Below are 14,207 nucleotides of genomic sequence, written 5' to 3'. Positions count from 1 at the left end.
TTGTCGCATTTCTCATACAACGATTGGGGTGGTTTGAGCTTGTCTGCCAAAGATGCGCTCCCTCCGGGCAGCGAAGACTTCTTCCCGCCGGCTTCTCCTGATGGAACCGTCGGCAACCTCCGCAAGAGCAAAATCAGCGCTCTTGGCATTGCGTTTATGCTCTTCTGCCTGGTATCGGCCGGTGCCTTCGGCATCGAGGAGATCATTCCCTCCGCCGGCCCGGGCCTCACTCTTATCATTCTGATCGTGCTGCCCTTCGTTTGGGCGCGCCCCATCAGTCGCCTCGTTGCCGAGGCCAACGCCATTCTGCCGCGCGAGGGCGGCATCTACGCCTGGGCCAAGGAGACCTTCGGGGAATTCTGGGGCTTTCAGGCCGGCTGGTGGACCTCCATGGACACCTACATCTCATCGGGCGCCTACATCGCCATGGTCGGTGGCTACACCTCGCAGCTGCTCTCGCTGGACGATGCCGGCACCTTCGGCGTGAAGCTGCTCGTCGTGGCGAGCTTCACCGTCATCAACCTGGTGGGACTTGTGGAAGTCGAGCGCATCAGCTCGTTTTTCTCGGTGCTCATCATCCTCGTGTTCGGCATGGCCGTCGTGTTCGGCCTCGTCAACTGGCAGACCAACCCCTTCGACCCCATCCTTGCCAACCCCGAGGCCCCTATGAGCTGTTTGGTGGACTCGCTTTCCATCGGTATCTGGATGTACTGCGGCTACGAGTGCATTGCCGCCATGTCCGGCGAATACGAGGACTCGTCCCGCAATGTGGCAAAGGGCTTCCGCATCGCGCTGCCGCTCATCGCCTTGTCTTACGTGCTGCCCACCCTCGCCTGCCTTGCGGCCTACCCGGCCGGCTCTTGGACCCAATGGGGCATCGACGGCGGCTTCTCTTCCGACGTGCTGGGCTACGGCACGATCTTCTCGACGGTGCTTGGGCACTCCGGCGTCGTGCTGTTCCTTGTTATCGCCATTATGAGCCAGTGCACGATCTATAACACGTATCTGGCGAGCGGATCGCGCAGCTTCTGGGTGCTCTCTGAGGACAACCTGTTCCCTCGCTTCATCCGCAAAGTCGATCGCGCAGGTCGCAGCCCCTACATCGGCGTGCTCACCATTGCCGTCTCATCGCTTATCTTCTCGCAGTTCGACTTCACCACCATCATCGAGATGAACATCATCTTCATCTTGGCGCGCTACATGTTCCTCGGTTTCATCGTCTTGAAGCTGCGGAAAATGTACCCTGTGCAGGATCGCCCCGCCGACATGTTCGTCATCGGCGGCGGCAAGGTGGGCGTGCGCTTGTACTCGGCGCTGGCTTTCGGCATCGCCACGTTCACCCTGTGCTTGAACCCCGTCGCGAACTTCTTCGCCACCGTGGCGTTCCTCGTCTCGGGCGTTGTCGCCTACGTCATCTTCAAGAAGGTCTATGGCGGCCTTACCATGGAGAACCCCTCGGCGCACCCGATCGACCCGAAAACCGGTCTCGCGGTGGGCGACACCCGCCGCATCGGCCTGTTCGCGCTCATCATCGTAGGACTGTTCGCCCTCAACGTGCTGATGAACCTGTTGTTTTTGGGATAGGAAGAGCGGCTCTCTCGCTCTTCCTATCATCTGCCAGACGCTGCGCCGTAGCTGCCTCCGGGGGCCGCGCCCTAGCTGTCTAATCAACGGCAACGAGCGAGAATACCTCGGCGTCGGTCTCGGCGGCGATAACGGCACGAGGGTCGAGGAAGGCGAGCTCCACGACAAACCCGAAGCCGACGAGGCGGGCGCCGCTTGCGCGAACGAGACGCACCATGGCCGTCGTGGTGCCGCCCGTGGCCACCAGATCGTCCACGATGAGCACCACATCGTCGGAGGTGAGCGCGTCGGCGTGAATTTCCAGCACGTCGGTGCCGTATTCCAGCGCATAGGACTCGCGCAGCACCGTGCGCGGCAGCTTGCCCGGCTTGCGACAGGGAACGAACCCGGCTCCCAGCCGCAGCGCCACGGCCGCGCCCACGATGAACCCGCGGGCCTCGGCGCCCACCACCTTGGTAATGCCGTGATCGGCGAAATGGGCCGCCAGATCGTCTACCATGGCGGCGAAGGCGTCGGCGTCAGCGAAGGCCGGCGTGAGGTCTTTGAACACGACCCCGGGCTTCGGATAGTTCGGAATGTCGACGATTAATTCCTCATAGGGGCGCATGGGGCATCCTTTCTCGCACCGCCTATTTTCGCTGAGACGCACTCGCCTGGCGAGGTTTCGGCCAACTTCGAAGCTTCACTGTAACCGTCGCGGTCCTCTCCTGTGGGGGCCGTAAGCCGAGCGATGGCCCTAGCGTTCTACGTCTCCGCGCCAGCTGCCGATGCCGCCGATGTTGCGCGCGTCGGTGTAGCCCATCTGCTTGAGGGCGCCGACCGCCTGCTGGCTGCGCGCCCCGCTCATGCAGTACACGAACAGCGGCGTGCTCTTGTCGGGCACCTCGCTCGCGATGGCGCCGATCTGCTGCAGCGGCACGTTCACCGCGCCGGGAATGTGGCCGCCCGCGTATTCCCCCGCCGTGCGCACATCGATCAGTCGCGCGCCGGGCGTCGCGCGGAACTCCTCCACGCCGGCGTTGATATCGGCCGGTTTCAGAAAATCCATCAGTCCCATCGCTGCATCCTCCTTGTGAAGTTATTTTTGCTTGCTGCCGCTTATGATACTCTGCGTTCCCGCCTATTCGCGCGCACTCTCGATCACTAAATTTCAACGGACAGGAGGCATCGATGAACAACCAGCGCAAACGCGAACTGAAAGAAGCGTATCGCACCAGTCGGCCGCCTATGGGCGTGCTGTCGTTTCGCTGCGCGCCTACGGGAGAGAGCTTCCTTCTGGCATCGCGCAACATCCCCGGCGACACCAACGGCGTCACGTTCAAGTTGAACTCGGATTACCATCCCAACCGGCATCTGCTGGAGCTTTGGCGGCGCTACGGTGAGGAGAACTTCCAGGTGGAAGTGCTGGAAGAGCTCGATTACCGCGACGAGTCGGATGATCCCGCCGACTACAAGGAGGAATTGGAGCAGCTGCGCGATTTATGCCTCGAGCGCGACGAGAGTGCCTCGCTTCTGTGGAAGTAACCGACTGCGTGCGGCTGAACGAGCGGCTGCGCGCAATTTAAGCGGCTGCGCCAAAACGAACCTTCGAGGTTCTCACTTTCCTTACAGGTGACGGCACGCGAGGGGCATCTGCGCTCGCGCGCGGCACAATGGGGCCAACGCGAGAAAGGACGCCCCATGAGCACTTCCACCCCTTCGACTTCCCACGGTGCCGGCACCGCTGCCACCGACTCCCCCGCCGCCATCGAGGCCGGCATCAAGGCCAACGACGATCGCGCCTTCGAGGAATCCCTCGGGGCCATGTCGCCCTTCGAGGTGAAAAACCTCCTGGTGAAGATGGCCAAGAAGGGCGATGAGGGCACCACGCGCACCCTGCTGAACGCCGGGCGCGGCAACCCGAACTGGATAACCACGCTGCCCCGCGAGGCCTTCTTCCTGCTGGGCGCCTTTGCCATGGAAGAGGCGCGCCGCACCATGGACGAGCCGGACTTCGACCTGGCGGGCATGCCCGCCGCCGAGGGCGCCGCCGCGCGTTTCCTCGCCTTCCTTGACGAGCACGGGCGCGAGAAGCCCGCGCAGTTCCTCAAGCGCGCCTGGGACTACCTGGATGCCGAGGGCCTGGCCGGCGACGAGCTCGTCCACGAGTGGACCGGCGGCATCGCCGGGGACGAGTACCCCATGCCCGACCGCATCCTGCGCTACACCCAAGAGATCGTCAACCGTTACCTGGTGAAGGCCCTGGACGACGGCCACGCGCCCGCGACCCCCTACGACCTGTTCGCCACCGAGGGCGGCACGGCGGCCATGTGCTACCTGTTCTACAGCCTGAAGTGCAACTTCCTCGTGAACCCGGGCGACCGCATCGCGCTCATGACCCCCATTTTCACGCCGTATCTGAACATCCCCACCCTGAACGACTACGACCTGGACGTCACCTACATCCAGGCGAACACCATCGATGCGGACGGGCTGCACACTTGGCAGTACCCCGACAGCGAGCTGGAGAAACTACGCGACCCGTCCATTAAGCTGTTGTGTCTCGTGAACCCGTCCAACCCGCCGTCGGTGGCCTTGGACGATGCCTCGCGGGCCAAGCTCGTCAGCCTCGTGAAGAACGAGCGGCCCGACCTCATCATCATCAGTGATGACGTCTACGGCACCTTCGTTCCCCACTACCGGTCGCTTCTGGACGATCTGCCCTACAACACCGCCTGCGTGTACTCGTTCTCGAAGTACTTCGGCGCCACCGGCTGGCGGCTGGCCGTCATTGCCACGGCGCAGAACAACGTGTTCGACGACCTCATCGCGAAGCTGCCCGACGACAAGAAGCGGGCGCTCGCGAACCGCTACGCGTGCCTCACCGACCATATAGAGAAGGTGAAGTTCACCGACCGCATGGTGGCCGACTCGCGGCTCGTGGCCCTAAACGGCACGGCGGGACTCGGCACGCCCCAGCAGGTGATGATGTCGCTGTTCGCGCTGTACTGCCTGCTGGACGATCACGACGCATACCGCACGAAGATGCAGCAGCTCGTGCAACACCGTCTGGGCCTTCTGTGGAAGAGCCTCGGCTGGACGCTTGAGCCCGACCCCGAGCGCGCCGGCTACTACTCGGTGATCGACTTGAGTATCTGGGCCACGCGCCTGTACGGTGCCGACTTCTTCGCGTGGCTGAAGGAAAACTACGACTCGCTGGACATCGTGGTGCGACTCGCCCAGGACACCGGCGTCGTGCTCATGGACGGCCACGGCTTCGACGCCCCAGAATGGTCGGTGCGCGTATCGCTGGCGAACCTGAACGCCGACGACTACATCGCCATCGGCCAGCGCCTCTCGGCCATGCTGGCCGACTACGCCGAGGTATGGAAGACGGAGAAGTAGCCGCTACTTCTCGTCAGCCACGATAAGCGTGCCGGTTTCGCCGCGCAGGCCGGCGGCGGCGTGGTCGAGCGAAGTGATGACGGCGCGGCCGCCCGGGTGCGCCTCCACGAACTTCACGCAGGCCTGCACCTTCGGCAGCATGGAACCGGGCGCGAACTGTCCCTGCTCCATGTAGGCGCGGGCCTCGGAGACGGCCATGGCGTCGAGGGCCTTCTGCGTCGGCTTCCCGAAATCGAGGTAGACCTTCTCCACCGCCGTCAGGATGACGAGGATGTCGGCCCGCACGCGCCAGGCGAGAATCGCACTCGTGAGGTCTTTGTCCACGATGGCGTCCACGGCGGTATGCACGCCGTCGCGCACCGTGACGGGAATTCCGCCGCCCCCGGCCGCGATCACCACGCAGCCGTCTTCCATGAGATCGCGGACGGTCTCCAGCTCCACGATGTCCTGGGGCACGGGGCTCGGCACCACGCGCCGCCAGCCGCGACCGGAGTCCTCGCGCACCTGGTATCCCGTGGCCTTCGCGAAGACGCGGGCCTCGGTCTCGGTCATGAAGGCGCCGATGGGCTTCTCGTAATCCTTGAAAGCGGGGTCGTCGGCGTCGACCACCACATGGGTCGGCACGTTGGCCACCTCGCGCATGATGTCCTGCCGGCGAAACTCGTTGCGCAGCGTGCAGGAGAGCTGGGCCCCGATGTATCCCTGGCTCATGGCGTTGCAATCGGAGAGCGGCATGGGCGGCACCTGGGCATCCTTGTCCTTCGACGCCACTTCGAACGCCTCGTCGATGATGCCGACCTGCGGGCCGTTGCCATGGGTCACCACGACGTTGATGCCCTCCTTCACCATGTGGGCCAGATTCTTCGACGTGTTTTCCAAAAGCTTCAGCTGCTCGCCCGGCGTCTCCCCCAAGGCATTACCACCCAGGGCCACCACCACGCGCTTGCCGTCCAGTTCGCTCTGTAACATGTTCGCAACTCCTTTCTCACGCTCCGTCCCACCGTAGCAAAGGCAAGGCAGAAGACGCCTTGCGAACGGCAAGCTGGCACGGGGCCGTTGCCGATCGCGCCGATGGGAGGGACGCCGCCACGCGATCGCCTAAGCAGCCGCCTCGATCGTCGGAGGAGGTCGACGCAAACGACACGCGAAGATGCGAGGCGCGCCGAAGCCGTACGCCCTTGGCGAGTATCCGACCCGCAGCCTGTGGTAGCATAGCGCTATCCGCCAATTCACCCTTACATCGGAAGGAGCTTCCGTGGCGTTCGATTTCAAGAAGGAATACAAGGAGTTCTACTTGCCGAAACGCACGCCGGAACTGGTGAGCGTGCCGCCGATGACCTTTGTGGCCGTGCGCGGCGAGGGCGATCCCAACGTGGAGGGCGGCGCCTACAAGGAGGCTGTCGGCGTGCTGTACGCCATCGCCTATACCATCAAGATGTCGAAAATGGGCGACCACCGCATCGACGGCTACTACGATTTCGTAGTGCCCCCGTTGGAGGGCTTCTGGTGGCAGCCGGGCGTGGAGGGCGTCGACTTCGCGAACAAGGCGACGTTCCACTGGATTGCGGCCATTCGCCTGCCCGACTTCGTGACGCCCGAGGAATTCGCCTGGGCCCAGACGGAGGCGGCGCGCAAGAAGGGGCTGGACACAACAGCCGCCGAGCTTTTGACCATCGACGAGGGCCTGTGCGCCCAGATCATGCATCTGGGCCCCTACGACGACGAGCCGGCCACGGTGGCGCTGCTCGATGCCTTCGTCGCCGAGCAGGGGCTCGCGAACGATATGTCGGACACGGCCGAGGGGCGCCACCACCACGAGATTTACCTGTCGGATCCGCGCCGCACCGCGCCCGAGAAGCTGAAAACGGTTCTGCGGCATCCCGTGCGGCCGCGAGGCTAGCGCGAATGCTCTGCGGCATCCCGTGCGACCGCGAGGCTAGCGTGTGAGCTTCATCTCCACGTGCATGATGCCGCCGTCGTCGAACTCGTCGGAGGTGCGCACGAAACCGAGCCTCTCGTAGAAGCCCTGGGCGTAGGCCTGGGCCTCGATAGTGATGACGTCGGCGTTCAGCTCCTGCTGGGCCACGCGGATGGCCTCTTCCATAATGCGACGACCCATGCCGCATCCGCGCTCCACGGCGATGACGCGCCCGATGGAGGCCGTCGGGTGCGTGACGCCGGCCGGCAGCACCCGCGCATAGGCGGCAAGCGCCCCCTCATCGTTGCGGAAGTACAGGTGGATGGCCTCCTTGTCGGCATCGTCCACCTCCTGGTAGGGACTCTGCTGCTCCACGAGAAACACCGCGCAACGCAGCTTCAAAAGCTCGTGGTACTCGTCCAGACTCAGTTCGTTAAACCGCTTCGCAACCAATTCCATAGCCAGCCTTTCTCTCGGTCGCGTTACCCTTCGATGGCATCCATCGAGTTCACCAGCGTGGCATCAGCTCACGGGCCCCTCATCCGCCTATTTCAACTGATGGAGCTATTGTACCCTACACCCTCCCCGCGCCGACCATTCCCATTCCGCTGAACCAACATGCCCCCTTGACAACTCTGAAATGCAATATATACTTTACAAATGCAAGATATATTTTACATTTCTAGAAATCTGCGAGAGCCGTGGGCGCACGCCACCCAAACGCGACGTGGCGGAAAATATCCAGAAAGGAGCGAGGCGCTTCGTGAGAGAAGAGAAGAACCTGCGGATGAAAGTTGCCCGCACGCGGCGCGGTCTTTCCCAGAGCGATCTCGCCGAGGCCGTGGGCGCCACGCGACAGACCATCGGGCTTATCGAGGCGGGACGCTACAACCCGAGCCTCAAGTTGTGCGTCGCCATTTGCAAAACTCTGGGAGTCACCCTGAATGACTTGTTTTGGGACGACGACGCATCGTGAGCAGAACTCATGCTCGAAACAGAAGCCACCCTACCGTCACGACACCACCCTGGAACGAGGAGGTTCCGTTATGAAGATCATCGATCGCTGGAATGAAATCATGGGGCCGAAGGACGAGCGCCTGGCGGCCGAGGCGAACCGCTGCGCCGCCATTGGCTACACCATTCTCATTATCGGCTCGGCGCTGTGCCTGTACTACGGCATCATGCTGAACCAGGTGGCCGAAACGACCGGCCATCCCCTGCTCACGCCTTTGGGCCAATCGGTCTTCCCCGTGGATACCGCCCTGCTCATTGTGATTCTCGGCTCGGGGCTCATTTCCACCTACCTGCAAGTGCGCAGCGGCGCCTTCGACACCCACGCGCGCATCGCCCAATCGGATCGCATCCCTTGGGACTACGTGGCCTTGGTGGCCCTTCTGTGCGGCCTCGGACTGGGCATCACCACAACAGCCATGCGCATTCTCGCGGAAGTGCAGATCGTCGGCATAGAGAACGTGATGTGGGGCGGGGACATCGCCATCGGCATCGTGTACTTCACCCTGGCGTTCATTCTGGCGTTCGTACTGTTCGCCGCCACCTTCCGCAGCGCCATCGACCGCCGCCGCCAACTGGAGCGCAAACTGGAGGAATAAGCGCCACGCAACAGTTCCGCGCTGTACGTGGACGAATAGCCCCTAACCGGGTCAAACGACCTTTTTCATCCCCTTTCTCATCCCTCTTCGACGCCTTTTCATCCCATTCATAATGCCCGCGATTCTCTCGTTTCTCCGATCATGGCACCGAGACGTCGGCAGTTCCAACGAGGAATCCACCGACGCGAGGCATTCACGTAAAGGAGGGCATCATGGAGAAATCAGTTACACGTCGCAACTTCTTGATTGGAGGCGCAGCCGTTTCGGGCATTGCAGCTTTAGGACTCGTCGGCTGCTCTTCCACCGAGAGCAGTTCGGGCACACCTACGGCAGAAACGGGAAGCGATCAGGTTATCACCCCGACCTACCCGGCCTATGCGCGCACGCTCGATGTAACCGAGAAGGACATCGTCCGTACCGAAGACGCAGACGTGGTCGTCGTAGGATCGGGAAGCGCCGGCACTTTTGCCGCCATCAGGGCGGCAGAGCGCGGCGCCCATGTTATTTGGCTCGAGAAGACAACTGCCAAAGGGGGAACTTCCACGATCACCGAGGGCCTCACCGCATTCGATGGAGAGCAGCAACGTGCCACGGGTGAGGCTAGCGATCTCAACGGCATTTATACGGCCCTTATGGATTGGCACAACTGGGGGGCCAAAACAGAGGCTTTCCAAACCTACTTCGACTTTAGCGGCAAAGCTGTTGACTGGGCCGTATCCCATGGTGCCAGCCTGGTTTACAGCGGAAACCCCAAAAAGCCCCACTACAGCCCTGTTGACGCTCAAGGCAACTGGATGAACATCGGCACGGGAGTTCTCACGCCCTTATGGGAGTACGGAGAGACCTTGGACAATCTTGATTTCAGGTTGGAAACCCCCGCTGTAAACATCATTGTCGACAACGGAACCGTCAAAGGCGTCTACGCCCAGGAAGCCGACGGCATTGTTCGCATTAACGCGAAATCGGTCATCATGGCGACAGGCGGCTTTGCGAGCAACGTGGATATGGGAAAGGAGTGGCTGCGCGTACCCGCTGAGCGCATTAAATTCATGAGCTTCGAGGGCCAAGATGGCGACGGCATCAACATGGCTCTCGCTGCGGGCGCAGCTCGGCACGCACCCACCACGGTCAATTATGGGCTCACCACCATCGAGGGCTCGGCATGGGACAGTCAACTGACTATCTTCACCGTCTGGTGCCCCTCCTGGCGCGTCGATATGCCCGATGCCATCCTGCCCGCAGGCAAGCCACTTCCCTTCGTGAACCACGCCGGCGTGCGGTTCTACAATGAAGCGAAACTGGAAGAGCTCAACACTTCGATGCTCAACACAGCAGTATCGAGCCAAAAGGCCGCCTTTGCGGTGTTCGACGCCGATCATGTCGCAACGTATGGCGGATTCGGCGATTTCAACTACGGCAGTGGAATTTCCGAAGGAGATTTCGCGAAAGAGTGCGAGAACAGCCCTGCCGTATTCGTCGACGACACCCTTGAGGGTCTGGCGGCCCAAATGGGAATTGATACCACCGCCTTCACCACCACTATCGCCGAATACAACGACCACGCAGCCACAGGGACGGACGCCGACTCCTTCGGCACCATGCCCGGAGAAAAAACTCCCGTGCTGAAAGCCCCCTTCTATGCCGCGAAGATCGTCGCCTGCGCCTACGGCACCAACGGCGGCGTCAGCACCGATTACTGGTGCCGCGCCGTCAATTCCGATGGCGATATCGTCGAGGGACTCTATGCGGCCGGACAGGACAACGGCTCAATGTACTTCAACGACTATCCCTATGGATTAATGGGTGGAACATGCCAAGGAGGTGCCTGCACAACAGGATTCGTTTGCGCCGAAAGCGCCTGCGACGCCCTCGGCCTTTAGCGAGCCCTTCCCGCATAGGCAGCGCGCCCCGCCCGGGCAATGGCACCGGGCGGGGCGCGCTTGCCCGCTTGACGAATGGCCTAATCGGCCTCCTCGGAAACGGGCATCTCGGCATCGAGGAGGGCAAGCAACTCTGCCCGACTGTGTATATCGAATTTCCGGTAAATGCTCTGCGTATGAGTTTTGACCGTTGGTATAGAAATGAACAATTCGGTCGCAATGTCGGAAGCAGTCTTTTTCTGCGCGAGCAGCTGAAGAACCGTTTCCTCCCGCTTCGATAATCCGTACTGTTTCGCAAGAGCCGTGCACACGTCCGGCAAAGTGTAATAGTACTTGATCACGCTATCAACGGAAGGTCGCGAGCGTTTTGTTCCCCAATCTGAGCGATACTGGGCATCGCTGAACAAGAACAAGAAGGTCACCGCCAGCAGCGCCGAAAGGAACACGAGGATGGTTCCCAGGTCGATGCCAGCATCGCGCGCGACCATGCAAAACTGAATGCCGGCAATCGATGCGAAGCATTCGCACGCGATGGCGATGGCGAAAATTCTTATCGGATCGAGCCTATGTCTCAGGCAGATGGCGCAGTAAACGGCAAAGCAGAACACTGCGAAGAAAGCGTAGGCCACTCCGTTGAGAGCACCGGCAGCCAGATACCCCATCGCTCCCAGCGATGCAGCTAAAAGAGCCAGCTCGGCGCAAAGCAACGAAAGGTTATACAATCCCTTCAGTTTGATGACCTTGCCTCCGAAGAGGGAGAAAGCGACAACCGTCAGAGCCGCAATGGCGAAGCCCAGGCCCGATGCAAGGACAAAGTGCGGAGAAGCGATAACCCCACATGCCTTGATCACGAAAAGAACGGCGAACTGCACCACGAACAGCCCCACGGGCAAAAAAGGTTGCGAAGCGCTATCGTCAATGTCACCTCCCCGCAAATCCCCCGGAACGACAAACCCCTTTCGGGAAGCAAGCAGGAAAAGGACGATAAGCACCGTCGCCACGCCGTTGGCGATTATTTGATGGAGAGAAGAGGGCAGCAGGGCAATAACGACGATGAGAGCCCCCGTCGCACAAAGCCAAAAGGCGAGCCACAGCAGCACTAATGTCATTTTCAGTCGCGAGAGCCTGGCGAAACACCCCAACAGCACGACAGTTTGGAAGACAACCGTGCAAAGTGCAGCTGCATATGCCAGAATCGCACCGCCCCAGGTACTCGCCACTGACAGCAAAACCCCCGCAAACCCCGAGATTACCAACCCTCGCGGGCATACCGAAGAAGTCATTTTTCGCACAGCCCCAGGGATAAGGGCGGCAAGCGCACAGCAGGAACCCAAAAGCAGGTAATCGAAGCGTATCGAGGGGGCATAGCCTTCGAGGGGAGCTCCGGCATCGATCGACCAGGCGAATGCCAACGCCAACACCACGAATACCATTGATGCGTCTGCGGATTTTTCGAACAATCTTCCCTTTTTCGGCATTCCCACTCCATTTCCCTTTGCGACGCATTTCAGTGTACCCGAAATGAAAACGGCACGCGAACCCAGCATCGATATTACTTCTGAGCGAGCGCATTCTGTTTGCCGCCACCTTCCACAGCGCCATCGACCGCCGTCGCCAGCTGGAGCGAGAGCTGGAGGAATAGCCGGAAGCACCCTCCAGAGAGCGCACACCCGACAGCGCCCTCACCACGCGCCAGGCGCTTAAGCGCGACGCTCACTGCGCCAGGGCGAACTCGCGGATGGTGCGGTCGATGGGCTCCATGAGGGCCACGGCCACCGCCTCGTCGCGGCAAATTCGCATGGCGCCGCCGCGGTAGTCGAGCACCACCTCGCCGGTCACCTCGTCCCACAAAAGCAGCTTCGAGAAGAAGTGCCCGTTTTCGTCGGCCTGCCCGCGCGCGGCCCCTTCCAAATAGTCGGCAGAGAACTGGAAGGCGCGGCGGGACTGCAGAAACGACAACTTGCCGCGAATGTCCTCCAGAAAGGGGGCGCCGTCGGAGTCCACGACGTCGCCGGCGTGGTTGCGCAAGCCGGCGATGGCCACCACGGGACGATCGCCGTCGATGATGGAGGCCTCGGCCGCCACTTTCCGCAACCGGCGCGGCGCCGGCGCATCGGCGAGCCAGGTGTCGGGGCGCTGGGGTTCCATACCGGCCGCGTACTCTTCGGCCAGCGAGTGCATGGCCGTGCGCACCGACGGGTAGAACTTGAAGTCCTGCATGAGTCGGCGCAGCTCGTAGCGGGTATAGTGGTCGCTCGTCTCCTTGATGGGCCGCACGAGCTTCACGTGCACGCCGCGCGCCATGAGGGAATCCAGCGTCTCGTCCAGCTTGTCGGCGGCGGTCGTGTCGATGGTGTCGAGCTTCGACAGCTTCAGGATGAGAGCCTCGTTGCCGGCAGCGGCGGCCTCTATCTCCTCCTGGGCCTTCGCGATGTTCATGAAGGACAAATCGCCCGAGAGCTTCGCGATGCCGAGCGCGTAGCCCACCTCGATGTCCTTCTTCGCCGGCAGATCGTCGGGCTTGTAGGGCACCGCGCCCAAAAGCTCGGGGCCGGAGGTGTCGATCTTCTCTCGACCGGCGCGCAGGGCGAGCGCCAGAATGAAACCGCCCAGGATGCCCGCCACGGCGCCGAGCAGCACCACGAGGGCCGCCGAGGCGGCGAAGACCATGAACTCCCGGCGCGTCTTTAGAGCGTAGGTGGTGATCTTCCCGAAGTCGACAATGTCGAGCAGGGCCACCACGACGATGGCCGACAGGGCGCAGCGGGGCAGAAAGCCCATGAACGAGCCGGCGGCGAAGGCGACCACGGCCACAATGAGGGCCGAGAACACGCTGGCCACCTGGGAGAGGGAGCCCGAGGCGATGCCCGCAGCCGTGCGCGACATGGAGGCCGAGCACGGCGGGCAGCCGATGAGGCCCACCAGCGCGTTGGCCAGGCCGAAGGTGCGCATCTCGCCGTCGGGAGACGGCGCGGGCACATCGCCCGCCGAGAACGCCTCGACACACAGCAAAGATTCCAACGACACCACCACCGCGATGGCGAAGGCGGCCAGAAGCAGTGCCACGATGTCGAGCCCCTCGGGCAGCACGGTCGCGATATGGGGCAGCGTGCCCGATACCTGCGGAAGGAAGACGATGGGAAGCCCCGCCGCTGCCAGCCCGTTGCACACAAGCGCGGCCGCGACGAGCACCACGATGGCCGAGGGCACTTTCGGGAAGAAGCGCTTCAGGAGATACATGCCAGCGATGCAGAGAGCCGACACCACGGCGCAGGCCCACGAGGCGCCCGGCAGGCACGAGACAATGGCGACGACCTTCGACACGATGGCGCCGGAGGTGTCGGCCGTCGTGCCCAGAAGCAGCGGCACTTGGCCGATGACCACGGTGAGCGCGATGCCGAAGATGAACCCGTGCATGACCGGCAGCGGCATACGGCGGATCAGGCGACCGGCACCGGCCCAGCCGAGCAGCAGCAGGAACAGCGCCGTGAGAAGCGTGAGCAGGGGCATGGCGGAGACAATGGCGTCCTGGCCCTGGGCCGCAATGCCGGCGGCGGCGAGCATCGAGGCGGTCATGGCGGCCGCGGCCGAATCCATGCCGAAGACCACCCGCCGCGTGCCGGTGAGCAGCCCGAAGGCCAGCGGCGCCACGATGGAGGCCCACAGGCCATAGATGGCCGGCAGCCCCACCACCTCCGCATAGCCCATAGCAATGGGGATGGAAAGCGCGGCGATAACCAGGCCCGCGACGGCGTCCTTCGGCAGATCGGCCGCTCGATAGCCCTTCATGGCCTCAACGATCATCGCCCCTCCTCACTTTTTATCTTCTCG

13 protein-coding genes are annotated in these 14,207 nt (G+C 62.4%); 7 read left to right on the top strand and 6 right to left on the bottom strand.

Going from position 1 to position 14,207, the window contains the following annotated elements; translation table 11 throughout:
• The first annotated feature begins 39 nt into the window (after positions 1-39).
• Positions 40-1,584, top strand: coding sequence for an APC family permease (locus GO707_RS09435; protein ID WP_161128329.1), 1,545 nt, complete (start codon positions 40-42; stop codon positions 1,582-1,584).
• A gap of 79 nt (positions 1,585-1,663) precedes the next feature.
• On the opposite strand, the gene GO707_RS09430 is transcribed toward GO707_RS09435, so the two are convergent.
• Both GO707_RS09430 and GO707_RS09425 read right to left on the bottom strand, forming a co-directional pair.
• Entirely contained in the window at positions 1,664-2,191 is a 528-nt protein-coding gene (locus GO707_RS09430; RefSeq protein WP_114539366.1) for an adenine phosphoribosyltransferase, read from the bottom strand.
• A 129-nt stretch (positions 2,192-2,320) separates the two neighbouring features.
• On the bottom strand, positions 2,321-2,641 hold the full coding sequence (locus GO707_RS09425; RefSeq protein ID WP_114539367.1) for a rhodanese-like domain-containing protein: 321 nt from the start codon (positions 2,639-2,641) through the stop codon (positions 2,321-2,323).
• Positions 2,642-2,754: 113 nt separating this feature from the next.
• Here GO707_RS09425 and GO707_RS09420 point away from each other — a divergent pair, with 113 nt between their 5' ends.
• Together GO707_RS09420 and GO707_RS09415 are read left to right on the top strand one after the other, a co-directional pair.
• Complete coding sequence (locus tag GO707_RS09420; RefSeq protein WP_114539368.1) at positions 2,755-3,108, top strand: GIY-YIG nuclease family protein; 354 nt, start codon at positions 2,755-2,757, stop codon at positions 3,106-3,108.
• A gap of 156 nt (positions 3,109-3,264) precedes the next feature.
• Complete coding sequence (locus tag GO707_RS09415) at positions 3,265-4,968, top strand: bifunctional aspartate transaminase/aspartate 4-decarboxylase (RefSeq protein WP_114539369.1); 1,704 nt, start codon at positions 3,265-3,267, stop codon at positions 4,966-4,968.
• Between the two features lie 3 nt (positions 4,969-4,971).
• Here the strand turns inward: GO707_RS09415 and arcC are convergent, their stop codons facing one another.
• Positions 4,972-5,937 carry a carbamate kinase gene (gene arcC, locus GO707_RS09410; protein ID WP_114539370.1) on the bottom strand — a complete coding sequence of 322 codons (966 nt, stop codon included), beginning with the start codon at positions 5,935-5,937 and terminating at the stop codon, positions 4,972-4,974.
• A gap of 286 nt (positions 5,938-6,223) precedes the next feature.
• On the opposite strand from arcC, the gene GO707_RS09405 reads away from it, so the two are divergent.
• Positions 6,224-6,868 (top strand): GyrI-like domain-containing protein, encoded by a 645-nt coding sequence (locus tag GO707_RS09405; protein ID WP_114539371.1) that lies wholly within the window; start codon positions 6,224-6,226, stop codon positions 6,866-6,868.
• A 36-nt stretch (positions 6,869-6,904) separates the two neighbouring features.
• On the opposite strand, the gene GO707_RS09400 is transcribed toward GO707_RS09405, so the two are convergent.
• Positions 6,905-7,345 (bottom strand): GNAT family N-acetyltransferase, encoded by a 441-nt coding sequence (locus GO707_RS09400; RefSeq protein ID WP_114539372.1) that lies wholly within the window; start codon positions 7,343-7,345, stop codon positions 6,905-6,907.
• A 304-nt stretch (positions 7,346-7,649) separates the two neighbouring features.
• On the opposite strand from GO707_RS09400, the gene GO707_RS09395 reads away from it, so the two are divergent.
• From GO707_RS09395 to GO707_RS09385, 3 genes are all read left to right on the top strand, one after another.
• Complete coding sequence (locus GO707_RS09395; protein ID WP_256156564.1) at positions 7,650-7,862, top strand: helix-turn-helix transcriptional regulator; 213 nt, start codon at positions 7,650-7,652, stop codon at positions 7,860-7,862.
• A 70-nt stretch (positions 7,863-7,932) separates the two neighbouring features.
• A complete protein-coding gene (locus GO707_RS09390) occupies positions 7,933-8,496 on the top strand; it encodes a hypothetical protein (protein ID WP_114539373.1) in 564 nt (187 codons plus the stop codon).
• Between the two features lie 212 nt (positions 8,497-8,708).
• Entirely contained in the window at positions 8,709-10,376 is a 1,668-nt protein-coding gene (locus GO707_RS09385) for an FAD-dependent oxidoreductase (protein ID WP_114539374.1), read from the top strand.
• A gap of 80 nt (positions 10,377-10,456) precedes the next feature.
• Here the strand turns inward: GO707_RS09385 and GO707_RS09380 are convergent, their stop codons facing one another.
• Together GO707_RS09380 and GO707_RS09375 are read right to left on the bottom strand one after the other, a co-directional pair.
• The gene (locus tag GO707_RS09380; protein WP_198161069.1) at positions 10,457-11,854 is read right to left on the bottom strand and encodes a helix-turn-helix transcriptional regulator; all 1,398 of its coding nucleotides are present in this window, start codon (positions 11,852-11,854) and stop codon (positions 10,457-10,459) included.
• 235 nt (positions 11,855-12,089) lie between these two features.
• Positions 12,090-14,180 carry a SulP family inorganic anion transporter gene (locus GO707_RS09375; protein WP_157012874.1) on the bottom strand — a complete coding sequence of 697 codons (2,091 nt, stop codon included), beginning with the start codon at positions 14,178-14,180 and terminating at the stop codon, positions 12,090-12,092.
• Between the last annotated feature and the right edge of the window lie 27 nt (positions 14,181-14,207).

Source organism: Adlercreutzia rubneri (assembly GCF_009755265.1).
Taxonomy (GTDB): Bacteria; Actinomycetota; Coriobacteriia; order Coriobacteriales; family Eggerthellaceae; genus Adlercreutzia; species Adlercreutzia rubneri.
The sequence above is the reverse complement of the archived record's forward strand: the minus strand, read 5'-3'. Positions and strand labels throughout refer to the sequence as shown.